This is a genomic window from Gluconobacter oxydans DSM 3504 (assembly GCF_000583855.1).
GTDB lineage: Bacteria > Pseudomonadota > Alphaproteobacteria > Acetobacterales > Acetobacteraceae > Gluconobacter > Gluconobacter oxydans.
Window position 1 is genome coordinate 270,001 of record NZ_CP004373.1, and the last position, 18,476, is coordinate 288,476.

Annotated in this window: 21 protein-coding genes and 1 other RNA gene (1 of these 22 running past the window's edge); 12 read left to right on the forward strand and 10 right to left on the reverse strand. The window is 61.9% G+C overall.

All coding sequences use genetic code 11. The features are described from left to right. From GLS_RS01240 to GLS_RS01255, 5 genes are all read right to left on the reverse strand, one after another. Window positions 1-48: the 5' end (the start) of a TIGR00282 family metallophosphoesterase gene (locus GLS_RS01240; RefSeq protein WP_011251811.1), read on the reverse strand. It extends 768 nt beyond the left edge of the window; 48 of the gene's 816 nt are visible here — the first part of the coding sequence; its start codon is at window positions 46-48; its stop codon lies off the left edge, out of view. Between the two features lie 3 nt (window positions 49-51). After that, the gene (locus tag GLS_RS01245) at window positions 52-639 is read right to left on the reverse strand and encodes a 5-formyltetrahydrofolate cyclo-ligase (RefSeq protein WP_052327410.1); all 588 of its coding nucleotides are present in this window, start codon (window positions 637-639) and stop codon (window positions 52-54) included. Beyond that, a non-coding RNA gene (gene ssrS / locus GLS_RS13050) (6S RNA) lies at window positions 626-782 on the reverse strand. The genes GLS_RS01245 and ssrS overlap by 14 nt, the downstream gene beginning before the upstream one ends. A gap of 49 nt (window positions 783-831) precedes the next feature. Then, the gene (locus tag GLS_RS01250; protein ID WP_011251813.1) at window positions 832-1,176 is read right to left on the reverse strand and encodes a cell division protein ZapA; all 345 of its coding nucleotides are present in this window, start codon (window positions 1,174-1,176) and stop codon (window positions 832-834) included. Window positions 1,177-1,179: 3 nt separating this feature from the next. Continuing rightward, window positions 1,180-1,413, reverse strand: coding sequence for a hypothetical protein (locus GLS_RS01255; RefSeq protein WP_049750714.1), 234 nt, complete (start codon window positions 1,411-1,413; stop codon window positions 1,180-1,182). Window positions 1,414-1,562: 149 nt separating this feature from the next. Here GLS_RS01255 and GLS_RS01260 point away from each other — a divergent pair, with 149 nt between their 5' ends. Then, window positions 1,563-1,880 carry a hypothetical protein gene (locus tag GLS_RS01260; protein WP_131973774.1) on the forward strand — a complete coding sequence of 106 codons (318 nt, stop codon included), beginning with the start codon at window positions 1,563-1,565 and terminating at the stop codon, window positions 1,878-1,880. Further along, window positions 1,867-2,445 (forward strand): thiamine phosphate synthase, encoded by a 579-nt coding sequence (locus GLS_RS01265; protein ID WP_011251815.1) that lies wholly within the window; start codon window positions 1,867-1,869, stop codon window positions 2,443-2,445. The genes GLS_RS01260 and GLS_RS01265 overlap by 14 nt, the downstream gene beginning before the upstream one ends. Here GLS_RS01265 and GLS_RS01270 read toward each other — a convergent pair. The 3 genes from GLS_RS01270 to epmA form a co-directional block, all read right to left on the reverse strand. Continuing rightward, window positions 2,416-3,201: a fasciclin domain-containing protein gene (locus tag GLS_RS01270; RefSeq protein WP_052327412.1), complete on the reverse strand. Its 786-nt coding sequence runs from the start codon at window positions 3,199-3,201 to the stop codon at window positions 2,416-2,418. The genes GLS_RS01265 and GLS_RS01270 overlap by 30 nt on opposite strands. Window positions 3,202-3,257: 56 nt before the next feature. Further along, entirely contained in the window at window positions 3,258-3,686 is a 429-nt protein-coding gene (locus tag GLS_RS01275; RefSeq protein ID WP_024717203.1) for a hypothetical protein, read from the reverse strand. Between the two features lie 104 nt (window positions 3,687-3,790). Then, window positions 3,791-4,786, reverse strand: a complete 996-nt coding sequence (epmA, locus tag GLS_RS01280) for an EF-P lysine aminoacylase EpmA (protein ID WP_041110692.1) — start codon at window positions 4,784-4,786, stop codon at window positions 3,791-3,793. A 53-nt stretch (window positions 4,787-4,839) separates the two neighbouring features. Here epmA and GLS_RS01285 point away from each other — a divergent pair, with 53 nt between their 5' ends. Continuing rightward, window positions 4,840-5,910, forward strand: coding sequence for a lysine-2,3-aminomutase-like protein (locus tag GLS_RS01285; RefSeq protein WP_041110693.1), 1,071 nt, complete (start codon window positions 4,840-4,842; stop codon window positions 5,908-5,910). 25 nt (window positions 5,911-5,935) lie between these two features. Here GLS_RS01285 and GLS_RS01290 read toward each other — a convergent pair whose 3' ends face one another. Further along, the gene (locus tag GLS_RS01290; RefSeq protein ID WP_011251821.1) at window positions 5,936-6,244 is read right to left on the reverse strand and encodes a carboxymuconolactone decarboxylase family protein; all 309 of its coding nucleotides are present in this window, start codon (window positions 6,242-6,244) and stop codon (window positions 5,936-5,938) included. A gap of 215 nt (window positions 6,245-6,459) precedes the next feature. On the opposite strand from GLS_RS01290, the gene efp reads away from it, so the two are divergent. The 7 genes from efp (at window position 6,460) to GLS_RS01325 (ending at window position 14,155) form a co-directional block, all read left to right on the forward strand. Further along, window positions 6,460-7,026: an elongation factor P gene (efp, locus tag GLS_RS01295; protein WP_011251822.1), complete on the forward strand. Its 567-nt coding sequence runs from the start codon at window positions 6,460-6,462 to the stop codon at window positions 7,024-7,026. Window positions 7,027-7,032: 6 nt separating this feature from the next. After that, window positions 7,033-7,860 (forward strand): inositol monophosphatase family protein, encoded by an 828-nt coding sequence (locus GLS_RS01300; RefSeq protein WP_011251823.1) that lies wholly within the window; start codon window positions 7,033-7,035, stop codon window positions 7,858-7,860. 60 nt (window positions 7,861-7,920) lie between these two features. After that, on the forward strand, window positions 7,921-8,688 hold the full coding sequence (locus GLS_RS01305) for an OmpA family protein (RefSeq protein ID WP_193363832.1): 768 nt from the start codon (window positions 7,921-7,923) through the stop codon (window positions 8,686-8,688). Window positions 8,689-8,709: 21 nt separating this feature from the next. Then, window positions 8,710-9,846, forward strand: a complete 1,137-nt coding sequence (locus GLS_RS01310) for a hypothetical protein (RefSeq protein ID WP_041110695.1) — start codon at window positions 8,710-8,712, stop codon at window positions 9,844-9,846. A gap of 3 nt (window positions 9,847-9,849) precedes the next feature. Then, a complete protein-coding gene (locus GLS_RS01315) occupies window positions 9,850-10,851 on the forward strand; it encodes a peptidoglycan -binding protein (protein WP_041110696.1) in 1,002 nt (333 codons plus the stop codon). An 84-nt stretch (window positions 10,852-10,935) separates the two neighbouring features. Further along, window positions 10,936-12,738: a translation elongation factor 4 gene (gene lepA, locus GLS_RS01320; protein ID WP_024717204.1), complete on the forward strand. Its 1,803-nt coding sequence runs from the start codon at window positions 10,936-10,938 to the stop codon at window positions 12,736-12,738. Window positions 12,739-12,748: 10 nt separating this feature from the next. Continuing rightward, window positions 12,749-14,155 carry a glycosyltransferase family 2 protein gene (locus GLS_RS01325; protein WP_041110698.1) on the forward strand — a complete coding sequence of 469 codons (1,407 nt, stop codon included), beginning with the start codon at window positions 12,749-12,751 and terminating at the stop codon, window positions 14,153-14,155. Here the strand turns inward: GLS_RS01325 and GLS_RS01330 are convergent. Continuing rightward, window positions 14,146-14,703, reverse strand: coding sequence for a biliverdin-producing heme oxygenase (locus GLS_RS01330; RefSeq protein ID WP_052327413.1), 558 nt, complete (start codon window positions 14,701-14,703; stop codon window positions 14,146-14,148). The two genes, GLS_RS01325 and GLS_RS01330, sit on opposite strands and share 10 nt — an antisense overlap. Before the next feature lie 114 nt (window positions 14,704-14,817). Here GLS_RS01330 and GLS_RS01335 point away from each other — a divergent pair, with 114 nt between their 5' ends. Together GLS_RS01335 and GLS_RS01340 are read left to right on the forward strand one after the other, a co-directional pair. After that, entirely contained in the window at window positions 14,818-17,010 is a 2,193-nt protein-coding gene (locus tag GLS_RS01335; protein ID WP_041110700.1) for an AsmA family protein, read from the forward strand. A gap of 85 nt (window positions 17,011-17,095) precedes the next feature. After that, entirely contained in the window at window positions 17,096-18,427 is a 1,332-nt protein-coding gene (locus tag GLS_RS01340; RefSeq protein ID WP_041112541.1) for an NCS2 family permease, read from the forward strand. Window positions 18,428-18,476 lie beyond the last annotated feature (49 nt).

Below are 18,476 nucleotides of genomic sequence, written 5' to 3' on the forward strand. Positions count from 1 at the left end.
TTCACGCCCGCTACGCCCGATAATGTCGCCAAGAAACAGCAGTCTCAACAGTCAGTCTTTCATAGTGATTTTGGAAGGATCGGTCCTGATGATCCCGCGCTCGGTCACGATCGCCGGGATCGGAATATCGTAAGGACCTCTGGGAACACGATCGATCTGCTGTCCGGCGAAGCCGAAACCGATTGCCGGTACATCCAACATGGCCAGAGTACGATCGTAGTAGCCACCGCCATATCCGAGCCGATAGCCGGAAGCATCGAAGGCCAGAAACGGCACCAGAACCAGATCCGGAATATCGATTTCACCCTCGGGATGCGATGTCCCAAAGCGGCCGGCCGTCATGAGGCTGGCAGGCGTCCATCGCCGGAAGATCAGGGGAGAGCCTTTGGGCGTGGTTTCCGGCAGCAGAACCTGCCGTCCGGACGCCGAAAGAGCGTGGCAGAGAGGTCGGAGATCCACTTCTCCGGCCAGTGGCCAGACCGCAGCGATCCTGTGAGCCGGTCGTGCCAGAATTTCTTTCAGGAGAAATTTTCGCAACGCCGCCTCGTCATCAGGAGAAGCGGCCTGCCGCAGCTGGGCCATTTTCAGGCGCAGGTCTTTTTTCAGAAGGTCGAGGTCGGAAATCTGTGGAGCCGCCAAAGCCGTTGGTCTTTTCAGCCCTCCTAGACCTGCAAGTGCAGGTGGGCACCGGTTAACGTGACCAGGGCCACGACAGAGCCAGTTCCCTAAGGAATGCTTATCGGCCCGGGGGATGATTTGCCTGACGCACCAGGCAGCTCCATGACCTATATTAGACTGTCCGGCCCGATGTTCAATGTAAACGTTGCAGAATCAGGACGCGCGCTCGAGTTCCGCAGCCAGAAGCTCCGCCTGCCCCGCCAGACGCGCCAGGCGGTCCTGCCGTGCACCCTCAAGCCGAAGGAGCTGCTCGGCCTGCTGGATCTGCGTTTCGGCCTGGGGTGAGATCTGCCGGCGTTTCAGCTCGAAAATCTCATCGGCCATCAGCAGGGCGGCCATCATGAGCGTCTTGGATTCGCTTGCGGCCCCACCCAGGGTCCGCGCCCGCTGGAGCCAGCCTTCCACATGACGGGCCATGTCATAGAGATGGGCTTCTTCGCCATCCTGACACCCGACATTGTAGACGTAACCATTGAGACGAATGGATACCTGTCCCATCGGTCAGCCCTCCTTCCTGTCAAGAACGCCCTGAATGCGGGCGCACAGCGCGTCGATATTGGCCGCGAATTCCGAAAGATCAGGAGCGGAATGGAGCGCACGCTCGCAGGCTTCCTTCGCCAGCAGATGACGCTCGGACGCAGCAGCAATCCGCATCATCGCTTCCTCAAGACGTTCAACCGCCTTATCGTCCTGCCCATTACCTGTCTCGTTTACCGCCACGATCTTTCCGTTCATGCACTCATTCTGCCAGTAAATGCCCGATTAAAATGCCCAATACAGACCCGCTCCGGCAAGACCATCAGGAAAGACCCGATCCCGGCATGGGGTCAAGGACATCCCTGCCCGTTCACTACCCTGTTTTTATGATTCCGTCCCGTCAGGAGATGGATCAGCTGCTTCTGTCCTGGGATAAACCGTTTCTTGCCCTCTCCGCCGAAAGTGCGGGAAACGCGTTCGGCGTCCCATGGTGGCTCGAAGTCGTGGGATCACGAGCAGGACAATCCATTCTGGACTGCGGCGCATCGCCCGCAATCGCCCGGCAGGCGCTGGACGCCGGGATCGGCTGGGCCATCTGCCGGGTCAACCCTGCCCAGTTCCGCGCCCTGGAAACATATAACGATTATCGCGGACGTATCCTGACTTTCCGTCCGCCTAGCTCCCGCCGCCACAATCTGCGAGAACGTCCCCATGACAGCCTGTGATCTCTACCCCGTTCTGCCCGCCGGTTTTAAGACGGACGCTGCCCTTGAGGTGCTCCGCGACATCCTCGTACTGCCCGAAATAACGGCTCTTCGCATCCCCGCCGGATGGACCCCGGAGGCAACGCAGCTTTCACAGCTCGTGGACCTGCTGCATGCCAATGGTGTCGCCATGATCCTGGAAGTCGCAGGATCGCTGGCTGACACGCCGAAATCCCTTCTGGGGATCTGTGACGGACTTCACGTGGCCAACGTCGAGGACCTTGTAAGCCTGCGCAAAACGGTTGGAAGCGACATGCCGGTCGGCTGTCTGTGCACCAATCGCGACGACGCCATGAAGTCTGGCGAATCGGGTGCCGATTACGTCGCGTTTCCGCCCGGCGATCTGGAGCTCGTGAAATGGTGGAGTTCCGTCATGGAACTGCCAGGCGTCGCCGAAAACATCCGGAACACGGAAGACGCCTCGTCCGCCATCACGGCAGGCGCCGACTTCCTTGCCATCCCACTTCAGTTCGATGGCAAGGATGCGGAGCGGTTTTCAGCGATGGCCGTTCTTGCTGCCGGCTGACCCCGGTTTCAGCACCGGCACGGGCAGAAGCGTATCCTGCGTGAAGTAGAGAACGCCGTTGGACTGGGGGAAAGACCTGCTCCCCAGACGATTGGTCTGACCCGCCGTATTCTCCAGGATCAGTTCGCCCGTCTGCGGGGAAAGCTGCACACCCAGAAGATCCCCGTACAGGGTCTTCAGCCCGATGGCGCGACCATGATTGCGCTGGATGGCCTTGCGCAGAGCCGCCTCATCCCATTTCCCGTATGCAATCGTGTAGCCCAGAATATGAGTGAGCTGCCCGCGATTGGCCGGAGCGAGAAGTCCACCCGGCCAGCGGGCGCTCAGGCGCTCCATGGCGGCATTGGGAATGGCAAAGAGCGTATAGGGACCCGGACCACTGATCCAGGGATCCAGTTTCGCAACCTGAATGGCTTTGACGTAATCGGCGAGTTCCAGCGATCCCGCAATGTTCTCATTGAGCGGATGGTCTTCGTAAGACAGCATCGGCGGCGCATGATAGGCCACCGGACTGTTGGGCGTGCCGTCCGGGCTGGGCTGATAGGCCTGGTCGGTGCTTCCGGGCATGAGGGCTGCGCGGGCGCTGATCTGGGTCTCGAAGTTGTCCTGGTAGTTCTTCGTCCAGTCGGTGCCCTGCCAGTCAGGATCGCCACAGGCGGAGAGCGAGGCCCCCAGAAGAAGCCCCACGCCGAGTTTCAGTCCCTTCCCCCAGCGTGGAAACCGTCCTGAAGAGAAAACATCGAGTCGCACATCCATGCCTGATCGCACCATCCTGTGAGCGGGAGAAACGACCATAGAGCAGGTTGACCGAATCAGCACCCGTCCCCGCGCATGGTCCATCCGACGACCTTGCCGCTGACCAGCTCGAATGTCGTCTGACAGCTGGTGTTGTAATAGGTCGACGGGAAACCGCCACCCCATCCACCCATGCCGCCCCAGCCGCCACCCCAGCCGCCCATACCACCCCAGCCGCCGCCCCAGCCGCCCATACCGCCGCCCCAGCCATCCCAGCCCCAGCCACCGCCGGGAGAATACTGCGTTTCGTTATCGATATAGGCGAGGAACGTATGGCCCTGGGCATCGTAGTTACGGGTCGGAACGCCGAACTGACGCAGCACGTCCACTTCGGACTTGCCAACCATGGAATCCAGAACCTTGCGCTGCTGAAGGGTGGGGACTTCGCAGGCTGAAAGGCCCAGCAGCGCCAGGACAGACAGCAATCCAACTTTTTTCATCATCATCTTCCCCGACTGTGCCGCGGCAATGCGGTCATGTTCCTCTTTCGACACGTTCTAGCCCTTCTGACGCAAAAGAAGGATTAAAACTCCTGCAAGTTCCGAAAAGATCAGGCCAACCACAAAATGTCACTGATCCGCGGTGCTCCGGTTGCCAGCATGACCAGCCGGTCGAACCCGAGCGCAATTCCTGAACAGAGCGGCAGATCCGGCAAAGCCGCCAGAAACGCCTCGTCCACTGCCCAGTCCTGATCCGGCGACAGTTCCATACGACGCTTACGATCCGTTGCAAAACGCTCGCGTTGCTCCACCGGATCGGTGAGCTCTTCAAAGGCGTTCGCCAATTCCAGCCCGCCCACATACAGCTCGAACCGCAGCGCCGCGCGCCCGTCTTCGGGGTCCCGGCGTGCGAGTGCCGCCTGTTCCGCCGGCCAGTGCGTCAGGAATGTGGGACGCTCACGCCCGATTACGGGCTCGACACGCTCCAGAAGAAGCCGGAAAAACAGATCCTCCCAGCTCTCCCCGTTCCGCAGGCCAACATGCGCCTGCCTGGCGAGGGCTTCGGCATTTCCCGCCGTCCCCAGCAGATCTGCCCCCACATAGCGCGCAAATGCAGCCTGCATCGTCAGCCGCTCGAAGGGTAGTGACAGATCAATGACATCCATCCCCCGATGCACCACAGGCGGCAGAAGCGCGCGCAGGAAGGCTTCGGTTTCATCCATGAGCGACGACAGATCCGCGCCCGGACGATACCATTCGAGCATCGTGAACTCCGGGGCATGCGTATTGCTGGCCTCACCATTGCGCCAGACACGCGCCATCTGGAACACCGGCCGCCCCGTCGCCGCGACAATCCGCTTCATCGCGAATTCCGGACTCGTATGCAGGAAACGCGCCTCACGGGAGCCGTCCGGCCGCTCAAGCTCCGTCCTGAAACAGCGCAGATGGACTTCTTCACCCGGAACAGGAACCGCGAATGGCGTTTCGACTTCCAGATATCCGCGCTCTTCAAAGAAGGTCCGGACCGATCGGACCATCTGCGTACGCCGCTCAAGCAGAGGCAGGCGCTCGGCGATCCGGCCCGGATCAGCAGACAATACGGTCATGACGTCTCTCGCTCCTGTTGCAAAACCGGGACCCGCACCGCTAGAGGCATCACATGGATGATATGGTCAAGACAGCCCCGCAACATTCCGCGGGACCTTCTGCAAAACGTCACACGCTTCGTACACCGTCCGACCTGATCGACGCAGGTCTGGCGACGGAAGCCGACCGCGCAACGCTCGAAGCGGTGGGCGAGCGCTTCACGATGGCCATTCCCCCCGCCTTCCGGGATCTGATCACACATCCGGACGACCCCATCGCCCGACAGGTCATTCCCGATAGCCGCGAACTGGTCACGCTGCCCCACGAAGATGCGGACCCGATCGGCGATGATGCCCTGTCCCCCGTCCCCGGCATCGTGCACCGCTATGCAGATCGTGCCCTGCTCAAGCCGTTGCTGGTCTGCCCGCTTTACTGTCGGTTCTGTTTCAGGCGCGAACATGTCGGCCCGGGTGGTGGTCTTCTCAGCGATGCACAGCTTGAAACCGCGCTCGGCTGGGTGCGACAGCATCCGGATATCCGCGAAATCATCCTGACAGGTGGCGATCCCCTCATGCTGGCTCCGCGCCGGCTGAAGCATATCGTGCAGTCCCTGTCCGGCATCCCGCATATCGAGACCATCCGCATCCATTCCCGCGTGCCGGTCGCCGACCCGGCCCGTATGACGGAAGAGCTTCTGGATGCCATGGAAACGGACCGAGCCATGTGGTTGGTCGTTCACGCCAACCATGCCAGCGAACTGACCCCGCAGGCCACAAAAGCCATCCGCGCCGTTCTGTCCCGCGCCATTCCGGTGCTCTCGCAGTCCGTCCTGCTGCGCGGGGTCAATGATACGGTTGAAAGTCTGGAAGCCCTGCTGCGGGCGCTCATCAAGGCACGGGTCAAACCCTATTACCTGCACCATCTCGATGCCGCCGCCGGAACGGGGCATTTCCACGTCCCGGTCGCGGAGGGTCAGGCCCTGCTGAGACAGCTACGCGGGCGCGTCACGGGACTGGCCTGGCCGACCTATGTTCTTGATATCCCGGGCGGTCGGGGCAAAGTCCCGATCGGGCCGGAATATCTGGACCCTGCGTCTCCTGGCACCGTCTCAACGCCCGACGGAGAGGCGTGCAGCTTCACCTGACACGCCCCATAAAACTGAAGCCGCTTTATTTGGCGTCGAACATGTGAGTGGCATGGGTGATGGCCCCGCCCGCACGGATGGCGGCGGCCACAAGGGCGATCTCGGAGAGCTGCGCATCCGTCGCGCCGGCCTCGCGGGCAGCCTTGACGTGAAGCTCGATACAGTACGGGCACTGCGTCGTCAGCGCGACAGCCACGGCGGCGAGCTGCTTGGTCAGGGCGCTGACTTCGCCTTCCTCGAATGCGGCACGGTCGAACTGCCAGAAGGCGTCCATGCCCTTGGAGGCATTGGCTTCAAGATGGGAAATGCGCGAGAGGTTCTTCATATCGTACATGCGGCTTCTCCTTGCGGTTCGCCCTGACCTTCAGGACAGACACACACTCTGACATGACCTGTCCGCCGTCATGTCCCAAGCCCCCTGCCCTTCACAGTTTCCTGAAGCTGCAAAGCGTCACGCGCCCCTTGGCCTTGCTTCCAGCCCCTGTGCGGCGCTAGAAGCCCACAAGACGTGACAGAAAATCCCTACCCCAGGGTCATCAGGACACAAGCATGAAACAGCAAGCCAACCTTATCCGGGCCGGCCAGGTCATCGAGCACGATGGCCGCCGCTGGACGGTTCTCAAGCAGCAGATCATCACCCCGGGCAAGGGTGGCGCCTTCATCCAGGTCGAAATGCGCGACCTCAAGACGGGCAACAAGACCAACGAGCGCTGGAGAACGGCGGATTCCGTCGAGCGTCTGGTCACGGAAGACAAGGACTACACCTATTCCTACATGGACGGTGACAATGTCGTCCTGATGGACCCGGAAACGTTCGAACAGCTGATCCTCGCCAAGGACATCTTCGGCGACCAGTTCGCCTTCCTGCAGGACAACATGCCGCTGAACGTCAAGCTGGTCGAAGGCGACCCGGTGGGCGTGGAACTGCCGCCGCACGTGACGCTGGAAGTCACGGAAGCCGACCCGGTGGTCAAGGGCCAGACGGCCAGCTCCTCCTACAAGCCCGCCATGCTGTCCAATGGCGTCAAAACGCTGGTCCCGCCGTTCATCGAAGCCGGTGAGCGCATCGTTGTCCGCACGGAAGACGGATCCTACGTCGAACGCGCGAAGGACTGATCCAGCATGCGTCTTTCCCCGCACATGGCCGTCATGCAGGGCGCGGCACAGAAGGCCTCACGCCGTCTGCTCCGTGACTTTGCAGAGGTCGAACAGCTTCAGGTCAGCATCAAGGGGCCCGGAGATTTCGTTTCCCAGGCAGACCTGCGCGCCGAAACCATCCTTCGCGAGGAACTGAGCCGCGCCCGTCCCGGCTACGCCTTCCTGATGGAAGAAAGCGGTGCTTCGGGCGGGGACAACTGGACCTGGCGCTGGATCGTCGATCCGCTGGACGGCACGACGAACTTCCTGCACGGCATCCCGCACTGGGCCATTTCCATCGGCCTTCAGCGCAAACTGCCGGACGGAACGATCGAAATGGCTGCCGCGGTTGTCTACAACCCCGCTGCCAACGAGATGTTCTGGGCCGAAAAAGGCGTGGGCGCATTCCTCAACGAACGCCGCCTTCGTGTCTCCGGTCGCCGCAACATGCACGAAGCCCTGTTCGCAACCGGCATTCCGTTTGCGAAGGTGCCGAGCAGCAGCCGTCTGCCGTTCGCGCGCGTCCTCGGCGCCCTGATGCCTCAGGTTGCCGGGATTCGCCGCTTCGGTGCCGCAGCCCTGGATCTCGCCTGGGTCGCAGCCGGCCGTTACGACGGTTACTGGGAATTCGGCATCAAGCCCTGGGACTGCGCAGCCGGTCTGCTTCTCGTCCGCGAAGCCGGTGGTTATGCGACCGATCCGGACGGAACCGAACTCCATGACCTTCCCGACGACGTCAATGTCGTTGCCGGAAACACCAACCTTCACGGCCCCCTGCGCGCCCTTGTGCACGAGGCCCTGAACCGGAGCTGACGAAACTGCCCTCACTTCCCATTGCGGGAGTCGTGAGGCCTCGTCTAGGATCGGCCTGACATGTACAGGCCGATCCCCTTCTCCCTTCCTCTGGCGGCCTTTCTGGCCTGCCTTCCGCTGTCCGCCGCACAGGCGCAGGTCACCAGCAATCTGGATGATCTGCCTCAGGCCAAGACCGCCCCCTCCGCGAAAAAACCAGCCCCGACGCCGCATCCGGCAGGACACGCCGTCCAGAAATCCGCGGCAAAGGCCCCGGCCCCCGTGGCAGCACCGCTCGCCGCGGCAACATCCTCTCCGGCAGAGCCCGTCCGGAGCACGCCGACGCACACGACCGTTCCCGGTGTTCCTCCCGCTCCACCGCCGCCGGTCGTCCTGCCCCCACCTTTCGTCCCCGTCCAGATTCATCCCCCCGTCCCGCCTGCCGAAGTCACGGCCGTTGCCGACGCGGCCAGCCACACAGCGCCGCTTCCTGAGGGCGGGATGCGGATCCTGTTCCCGAGCGGAAGCGAAGCGCTGAACGCAGACAGCCTCAAGGCGCTTCAGGACTACGGGACCGGGCTTTCCCACCATCCCGAGCAGCGCGTCGTGCTGATGGCTTACGCGGCGCTGCCCGGCGATGACGTGTCCATGCCGCGCCGCATCGCCCTGGCACGGGCGCTCGCTGTCCGCTCGATCTTCATTCACGCAGGTGTCGCCACGACCCGCCTCTACCCCCGCGCGCTGGGGCGTCCGGATGCGGGAGACACTGCACCTGCTGACCGGCTGGATGTTGTCATCGAGACAAATCCCACCGACACCCCCGCCTCTTCCGCAAACGGCATGCCATAATAAAATCAGGAAAGACACGCCGTGACACGTCCTACGACCTACCTGCTGCGAATGGCCGTTTTCCTTGTCGCGGTCGGCCTTCTGGCCGCGACAATGGGCACGACCCTGCTCCATGCTTTCAACGCGAACCCCAAGCTCGACGCCATCATCCTGGGCGTGCTCCTGCTGGGGATCCTGTGGAACCTTCATGTCGTCCAGCGCCTGATGCCGGAAGTACAGTGGGTTGAACTCCTGCGTCAGCCCCGCGCCGGTCTGGCCGCGCCCAAGGCCCCGCGCCTTCTCGCTCCCATGGCCAGTATGCTGGCGGCCCGCAACCGCACGGATCGCCTGACGCTCTCGACCCAGACGACACAGGCCATGCTCGACAGCCTGTCCTCGCGTCTGGATGAAAGCCGGGAAATCTCCCGCTACATGACGCAGCTCCTGATCTTCCTGGGTCTGCTGGGCACGTTCTACGGGCTTCTGCTGACGGTCAGTTCCATTGCGTCCGTCATCGGCGGCATGTCCGCAGGCGGCGGAGACATGGACGTCATGTTCAACCAGCTCAAGACCGGACTGGCCGGACCGCTGGCTGGCATGTCCACGGCGTTCTCTGGCTCGATGTTCGGTCTGGCCGGCGCACTGGTTCTCGGCTTTCTGGATCTCACAGCTGGACAGGCCCAGACCCGTTTCTTCAACGAACTCGAAGAATGGCTGGCTGGTGTCACGCGTGTCAGCGGCAGCACGTCCATCGACAGCGACGGCGCACCCGTTCCGGCCTATGTTCAGGCCCTGCTCGAACAGACGGCCGAAAATCTGGAAACGCTACAGAACGCCGTCTCCCGCAGTGAGGAAAACCGCGTCCGCGAACTGCACATGCTCGACAGCCTTCAGGAGCGCCTGCGTGGCATGACGGATCTGCTTGCCGCCAACCAGACGCTCATGACCCGCACGGCCGAAACCCAGACCGCTCTTCTGCGTCACATGGGCGATGAAGGCCCGGGTTCGCAGGGCACGGCGCTTCTGCGGATCGAGACGCATCTCAGCCGCCTGATCCAGGAACTGCATGAAGGCCGCGCCCAGACGATCGGAGAGCTTCGCAACGATCTCCGCGTTCTGGCCCGCACGATTGCGGCGGCCTCCGGCAGCACGACGCCCCCTCCCGGCAGGCAGGGCTGATCCATGGCCCGGCGCAGACGCGGATCCCACAACGCCCTCGATGCCTGGCCCGGCTATGTGGACGCCCTGTCCACCCTGCTGATGGTCGTCACCTTCGTCCTGCTGGTGTTCGTCGTGGGGCAGCAGTTCCTCTCGGTGTCGCTGTCCCGACGCGAGCATACGCTCGATGCCCTGCAAAAGCAGCTGGCCGAACTGTCGCACATGCTGTCGATGACGGAAGACAAGAACAAAAGCCTGTCTTCCACCGTGGCCACACTGGCAGACGAAAAGCAGCATAACCAGGCCCAGCTCCAGACCCTTTCGACCCAGATCGCCGCCCTGACAGGGCAGCTTCAGTCAAAGGATCAGGCTCTGGCTTCGGCTGATGACACCCGCAAACAGCAGAACAGCAAGATCTCGGACCTTCAGGCCCAGATCGAGGAACTGACCCGCCAGCTTCAGGCGATCAGCAACGCCCTCGACATTGAAAAGAAGGCCGAACAGGGCAAGGACGCCCAGATTGCGGACCTTGGCAGCAAGCTCAATCTGGCGCTGGCGGACAAGGTCAATCAGCTCAAACGCTATCGCTCGGAGTTCTTCGGACGCCTGCGCGACCTGCTGAAAGACCAGAAGGGGGTAAACGTCGTGGGAGACCGCTTCGTCTTCCAGTCGGAAATCCTGTTCCCGCAGGGGAGTGCCGACCTGACACCGGAAGGCCGCAAGGAAATCACGACCCTTGCGCATACCTTCAAGCAGGTCGCCTCAACGATCCCGACGGATCTTCCATGGATCCTTCGGGTGGATGGCCATGCTGACCGCCAGCCCATCCACAGCGCCTTTCCCAGCAACTGGGAACTGTCATCCGAACGTGCCATCACCGTGGTCAAGCTGCTCATTGCCGAAGGTGTGGACCCGCACCATCTGGCGGCGACAGGCTTTGCCGACTACCAGCCTCTGGACGCTGCCAGCACACCGGCGGCCTATGCCAGAAACCGCAGGATCGAGTTCCGTCTGACGGACCGCTGATCCTTCTTCCGCCTGCCTTTTCACAAAGGCAGGCTTTTGCGCAGATCTACTGACATTTCTGCGATAATCCCTTATGTAGCAGCCATGACCGATACCCCGCTCTCCCTTATCCGCAATTTCTCGATCATCGCTCATATCGATCACGGCAAATCGACGCTGGCCGATCGCCTGATCCAGGCCTGTGGCGCGCTGACCGCGCGTGAGATGAAAAACCAGGTCCTCGATTCGATGGAGCTCGAGCAGGAGCGCGGGATCACCATCAAGGCGCAGACCGTCCGCCTGACCTATCCGGCCAAGGACGGCAAGGTTTACACGCTGAACCTGATGGACACGCCGGGCCATGTCGACTTCGCCTATGAAGTCAGCCGCTCACTCGCCGCCTGTGAAGGCTCGCTGCTGGTGGTGGACGCCTCGCAGGGTGTGGAAGCCCAGACGCTGGCAAACGTCTATCAGGCGCTCGATGCCAATCACGAGATCGTCCCGGTCCTGAACAAGATCGATCTGCCGGCTGCCGAACCCGAGCGCGTCCGCGCCCAGATCGAAGACGTGGTCGGCATTCCGGCCGATGACGCCGTCGAGATCAGCGCCAAGACCGGCATCAATATCGAAGGCGTGCTCGAAGCCCTCGTCCAGCGTCTCCCCGCTCCCACCGGCGATGCCGAAGCCCCACTTCAGGCCCTGCTGGTAGACAGCTGGTACGATGCCTATCTCGGCGTCATTATTCTCGTCCGCATCAAGGACGGCCGTCTCAAGCGCGGTGACCGCATCCGCATGATGCAGACCGGCGCGACCTATCATGTCGATCAGGTCGGCGTGTTCCTGCCCAAGATGCAGTCGGTCGAGAGCCTCGGCCCGGGCGAGATGGGCTACATCAACGCCGCCATCAAGACCGTCGCGGACTGCAATGTCGGTGACACCGTCACGCTCGACAAGCGCCCTGCCGAGAAGGCCCTGCCGGGCTTCAAACCCTCCATTCCCGTGGTGTGGTGCGGCCTCTTCCCGATCGACGCCGACGATTTTGAAAAGCTGCGTGACAGCCTTGGCAAGCTGCGCCTGAACGACGCCTCGTTCCACTTCGAGGCCGAGACTTCCGCTGCGCTGGGTTTCGGTTTCCGCTGCGGCTTCCTCGGCCTGCTGCATCTGGAAATCATTCAGGAGCGTCTGTCCCGCGAGTTCAATCTGGACCTGATCGCAACCGCACCGTCCGTGGTCTACAAGATGCACATGACGGACGGCACGGTCGAGGAGCTGCACAACCCGGCCGACATGCCCGAGCTCAGCAAGATCGAGATGATCGAAGAGCCGTGGATCAAGGCCACGATCATGGTGCAGGACGAGTATCTCGGCCCTGTTCTCACGTTGTGCTCCGAGCGTCGCGGCATTCAGGTCGATCTGACCTATGTCGGCAACCGCGCGATGGCTGTCTACCGCCTGCCGCTGAACGAAGTGGTGTTCGATTTCTACGACCGCCTGAAATCCATCAGCCGCGGCTACGCCTCGTTCGACTACCAGATGGACGGCTACGAAGAGAGCGATCTCGTCCGCATCTCCATTCTCGTGAATCACGAGCCAGTCGATGCGCTGTCCTTCATCTCGCACCGCACCGTCGCCGAACAGCGGGGCCGCTCGATCTGTGCCAAGCTCAAGGACCTGATCCCCAAGCAGCTGTTCAAGATCGCCATTCAGGCGGCCATCGGCTCCAAGGTCATCGCCCGTGAAACGATCGGCGCGCTGTCCAAGGACGTGACGGCCAAGTGTTATGGCGGTGACATTTCCCGCAAGCGCAAGCTTCTGGACAAGCAGAAGGAAGGCAAGAAGCGCATGCGGCAGTTCGGCAAGGTCGAAATCCCCCAGAGCGCCTTCCTCGCTGCCCTGAAGATGGACTGATCCCTGCCTTATGTCGAAAAGCGCTGCCATCCTGTTCGTTCACAATGAAGTCGACACGATCGGATGGTGGCTCGCGCATCATGCGACCATCGGGTTTTCAACCCTGATCGTCTGTGATGATCATTCGACTGACGGAACAGCCGCGGTTCTCTCCAACGCGGCCACGCTTTACGACATCCGCGTCCACTCTTCCGATACGACCCTGACCGAACGGCTGGACCGTCAGACCCGCTTCCACGAAATGGCTCTGGAGCAGGGCAAAAACGAATTCGACTGGATGATGATCCTGGCAGTAGATGAGTATCTGCATTTTGAATCCGCCCGGTCCGTCGCCGAGTTCACTGCCGCCGCATCTGCCTCCATACTTCCGGTAAACTGGTGCCTGTTTGGCTCGTCAGGCCGCACGGTTCCGTCCCCCTTCTCTCCGGTCGAGACCTTCACGCGGCACGGTCTGCTGAGCCTGCCGGATCATCGCGTCGTCCGCCATCTCGTCCAGCCCCGCCGAATCGGCAGCACTCTGCCCGATCCGTTTTCCGCGCTTGAGAGAAACGCGACCTGGTCCGACAGCCGTATCCTTCATTTCGCCGCCGGCGATCATGAAAGCTTCCTGCGGCGCAACTCCAGCGCCACGCCGGACAAGGCCTGGCAGAACTTCGACCGCAACGACGCCGAATATACAGGCGCGAGCCGCTGGCTGCCCGAAAGCCGCCGGATTGCCTCTTCCATCGTACAGGCGTCGCTGACGGATCTGTACTGGCGCCTCAAGGCCACTGTCACCCATGCAGACCGGACCGTTCTGCAGGATCTCGACCTGACACCCGCACAGCTTTCCGCGCCGTCATCCCGCCGGACACCCCCGCAGTTCCATTTCTGCATGCTCGGCCAGACGAAGCAGCTGATGAGGGACATGCAGACGGGCTCTCTCGTGTCGGTCGGGGCGGGAGAGATGAACTTTGGCCGTTACAATCCCCTGATCATGGCACTCGAGGTGTCGGACGGGGATGTCTGGAACGCCTGCCTCTTCACGGAAAACCCCCTCCCAGGGCGCTACCTTTCCCTTCCCGGTTCGCCCACGCTTCTGCCGATGGTGCCGCTTCATGTCATGATCGCGGAAAATACGGTCCTGTCGCCCGTCAGTGGCGAAGAAATCCGGATCGCCATTCCCGACCATGCCCTGACCAAGATCGACGCCACTCCGGCACTCTACACGCGGATGACATCATTCATGGTACTGACGGCGGAAGGCCATGGTCTTGCCGATCTCCTGCGGGGGATCGACCGGCTGCCGGCGCCAGACGCCAGCGCACTGGGCTGTGCCATTGCGATGCTTGACCCCGAAGACGCAGAACGCCTTGCACAGACCTTTCCCGGCCTGATCCCGCGAAGCCTCATGCCGGTGCGTCCGCATCAGTCCTGACGTTCGGCACTCTTGCGGAACAGCGCAAACGTCGCGACCGCGCCCTCCGTCACAGCCTGCCGGCGCACCGCATCACTTTCATCCAGATACTGCCCGAGCCGCTCAAGAAACGCCGGCCATTCTCCCTTCTGGTGAAACGCCGACAGATAGGTCCGGGGCAGCCCTTCTGCCACGCGCGCGGACAGAACACGCCCGCCAAGCCGCGAGCCCTCCAGCACATACAGAACACCCATCGCCGTGCCCTCACGTCCCGGCAGGCACTCCGCATGCACGGCAGGGACAGGCAGCCCCATCTGAAGCAGATCATTCTTCAGAAGCGCCGCCCGCGGACGCCAGACCGGCAGTGACGCCGCATGTCGGCTAAGATACGCCTCCGCAGCCCCAAGCACACGCGCATGGGCCGTCAGAAAATCCCCATAGGATTGCGGATCCGCAAGCTCGAACCGGGAAAATGCCTCATCGACCGCCTCATGGGCCTTCCGGCTGACACGCCGCAGTTCCACCAGACCAGAGTTCTTCTGCTCATCGGCGCCTCCAACTGTCTCCATTCGTGCTGATCTTCCCATGCGCTGTGAAACCGTTCCCGGTTCTGTCCGTAATTAGAGTGACTTGCAACGACCAGATTCTTTCTGACACGCCCCCGGATTTCGGAGAATACCCCGTTGAGCAGCACCCCACCCCGACCCGCTTCCCCTCCAGATGGCCACGCTACCCGCCCGGGAAAGCGGCATCTGATCCTGAAAACCGTCGGGGGGGTGCTGGGAACACTGGTGGCTGCCATCGTCATCCTGATCCTGGTCTGGCAGTGGGACTGGTTCGTTCCCTATATCGATCGCAAGGGCACCGCAGCCCTGCACCGTCCCGTCAGCATCGCGCATCTGCATGTCGGCCTCGGTTTCAAAACCACCGTCACTGTCGATGACCTGAAAATCGGTCAGCCGGAAGGTTTCGAGAAAGAGAAGGACGATTTCGCCTCCGCCAAGGCGATCACAGTTACTGTCGATGTCTGGCGTTACCTGACGGGTGGTGGTCTCTCCCTGCCGCTGATCCGCGCCGACACCCCAAAAGGCGATATCGTCTCGCTGCTCAACGGCACGAACAACTACAGTTTCGCATCCTCTTCCGATCCATCGTCGCAGACATCCTCATCGTCCACCACGACCCTGCCGAAGCTCGGCAAGATCGAAATCAATGACGGCGATATCCGCCTGGCTCTGGCGAAGCTCAAGACGGACATGCATGTCCTCATCCATACCGAAGAGCCGAAAAACGGAGATGACGGACATCTCGTCATCGACCTCAAGGGCCGATACGCGCAGGCCCCGATCACAGGCCATATCGTCGGCGGTGCCCTGCTCGGCCTGACAGATGCAACACACCCCTATCCGATCGACGGACGCCTCGCCAACGGCCCGACCTATGTCACGCTGCGCGGCACGGTTGACGATCCGATCCACTTCCAGGGCACCAATCTGGCACTGCATTTTGCCGGCCCTGACATGGCGCTCCTCTACCCGCTGACAGGCGTCCCCATACCTCAAACCCCGGCCTACAGCGTGACCGGCAATCTGGCCTATTCCGACCGCGCAATCCGTTTCCAGAAATTTGAAGGGCACATGGGCTCTTCGGATATCGGCGGAGACATCAACGTCGATCCGCATCAGAAGCCGATCTTCGTGGAAGCAGCGCTTCATTCGCACTCAGTTGATCTGGCGGATCTGGGCGGCTTCATCGGTGCGCAGCCCGGCGAGGCAAAGAAAGCCGAACCGGCCAGCGCACGCGTCCTGCCTGACAAGAAGATCAATGTCCCCAAACTCAATGCCGCCAACGTCCATCTGACCTATCACGGCGATCACATCCGCAACAAAAACTGGCCGCTGGACAATATTGACGCGGAGCTGAACGTTCGCGACGGCGCCATTGACCTCAAACACCTGACCTTCGCAACCGGAACAGGCACCATCTCCGCGAATGCCACGCTGGAGCCAACGAAAAACGAGCAGTTCCACACCCGCTTCCGCCTCGATGTCTCGCGCCTGCCACTGTCCCGCGTCATGACGTCGAAGGACATGTTCCAGGGCGAAGGCACCATCGGCGGTCACGTGACCCTCACCTCGACCGGCAATTCGGTCGCAACCCTCGTCGAAAATGGCGACGGCGGCACGACCCTCGTTCTGGATCGCGGCGGCGATGTTACGGCACTGCTGCCAGATCTTCTGGGCCTCAAACTGGGCTCTGCCGTCCTCTCCGCCCTCGGCATCCCGGACCGCTCCAAGCTGGAATGCCTCGTGGCCGATCTGCCGCTGAAAGACGGCATCGTCCACACCAACTCCATGCTCCTGCAGACCGGCACCACCCGGACGATGGGCACGGGAACCGTCAATTTCCACAAGGACACGCTGGACTACGCGGTCACGACACGCTCGATCGGACCTCAGATCCTGTCCCTGCCCGGCGCCGTCCATATCTTTGGTTCCATGAAAAGCCCGACGATCCTGCCTGGCGCGGAACTGCTCGGGCGCGTCGCGGCCTCCGTGGGCCTGGGGATCGTCTTCCCGCCCGCAGCCCTGATCCCGACGATCCAGCTTGGCGTCGGCAAAGGCTCGGCTTGTGAAAAAGCCATTCTGGAAGCCAACGAGCATCCGGCTGCCGGTATTGCTCCCGGCAAAACCACAGGTGCTGGCCCTAGCAGCGTTCCGCACCCGGCACAGGCACAGGCACAGGCACAGGCACAGGCACAGGCACAGGCACGGAGTGGAACCCACACCGCTGGAAAAGCTGCAAAAACCCCGCACCGCCGCCTGTCACCAGCTGAAGTCCGCAAGGCCTGGGAGAAAAAATCGAACCCGAAATGAAAAGATATGATCCGGCCCGTGGCAGGAACGGCTTTTTTGACTATAGCTTGGCCCAGCCATTCCCTGCCCCCGGAGCGTCCGCTTGCTGCTATCCAGACTCGACCGCTGGTTCCATATCACGGCCCGCGGTTCAACGATCCCGCGTGAGATCATTGCCGGACTGACGGTTTTCGGGGCCATGGCCTATATCGTGGCCGTCAATCCCGCCATTCTCTCGGCGGCGGGTCTGGACCGCCATGACATGGTCATGACGACCATCGCCGGTGCAGTCGCCGGCACATTGCTCATGGCGCTCTGGGCCAGACTACCCATCGCCTTGGCTCCCGCCATGAGCAGCAACGTCCTGTTCGCGCAGGTCGTCGTCCAGCAGGCCCATGTCAGCCCGCGCACGGCCTTCACGGTCGTTCTGTTCAGCGGCCTGTGCTTTACGGCTCTTTCCCTCAGCCAGATCCGCCAGCGCATCATCCGCGGCTTTCCGCCTTCGATCGTCCTCGGCATCCAGATCGCCCTCGGTGCCTTCATTGCCCGGATCGGCCTGACAACAGGCGGGATCGCCGTCCCCTCATCCGAAGGTCTGACGTTTGGATCCCTGAGCAACCCGTCCGTTCTGCTCAGCATGGCAGGTGTCGTCCTGAGCGCCATCCTCGTGGTGCTACGCGTCCCCGCAGGTCTGCTCATCGCCATTCTGGCCATCACCATGGCCGGCCTTTTCATCCAGACGCCTTCCGGCCCGATCACGCATCTGCCCGCGCAGCTTCTGGACTGGCCGCACTACCCGACCAACCTCTTCCTGCCCTTCGATTTCCACGAATATTTTTCCCATCTCGGACTGCTCGTCCCCATCACCCTGTACTTCCTGCTAAGTGATTTCTTCGACGCGACCGCAACAATGATGAGCGTCGCCCACCGTGCCGGTCTGGACGGAACGGTCGAGAAACCCGCTCTCGATCATCGTGCCTTCGGTTCCGACGGTGCCGCGAGCATCATTGGCGCCTCGCTCGGAACCTGCACGGTCTCCGCCTATGTCGAGAGCCTTGCAGGGGTTGAAGCCGGTGGTCGCACAGGCCTGAGCGCGCTGGTCGTCGCCGTCCTGTTCGCCCTGTCCTCGGTGTTCTGGCCGCTCATCACCGCCATTCCGGCCATTGCCACAGCCCCCGTGCTCATTCTCGTGGGACTGAACATGCTCGGCAGCCTCAGCCGGGTCGCGGAAACACCCGCAGAAGCCATCCCGCCCCTGACAATGCTGCTCATCGCAGGTGTAACGGGAAATTTCATGCTGAGCCTGTCGTGCGGCCTGCTGATCTACACCGCCATCGCCATCGCCATGCGCCAGTTCCAGCGCCTGACACCCATCGTTCTCGGTCTGGATGCCGCCTTCGTCTTTTACATGATCCTTCAGGCCCATATGGGCGCATGATTACTTTCCAGACGCAGTTTTAATCCTTTTTTCATGCCTTCCGGGCAGG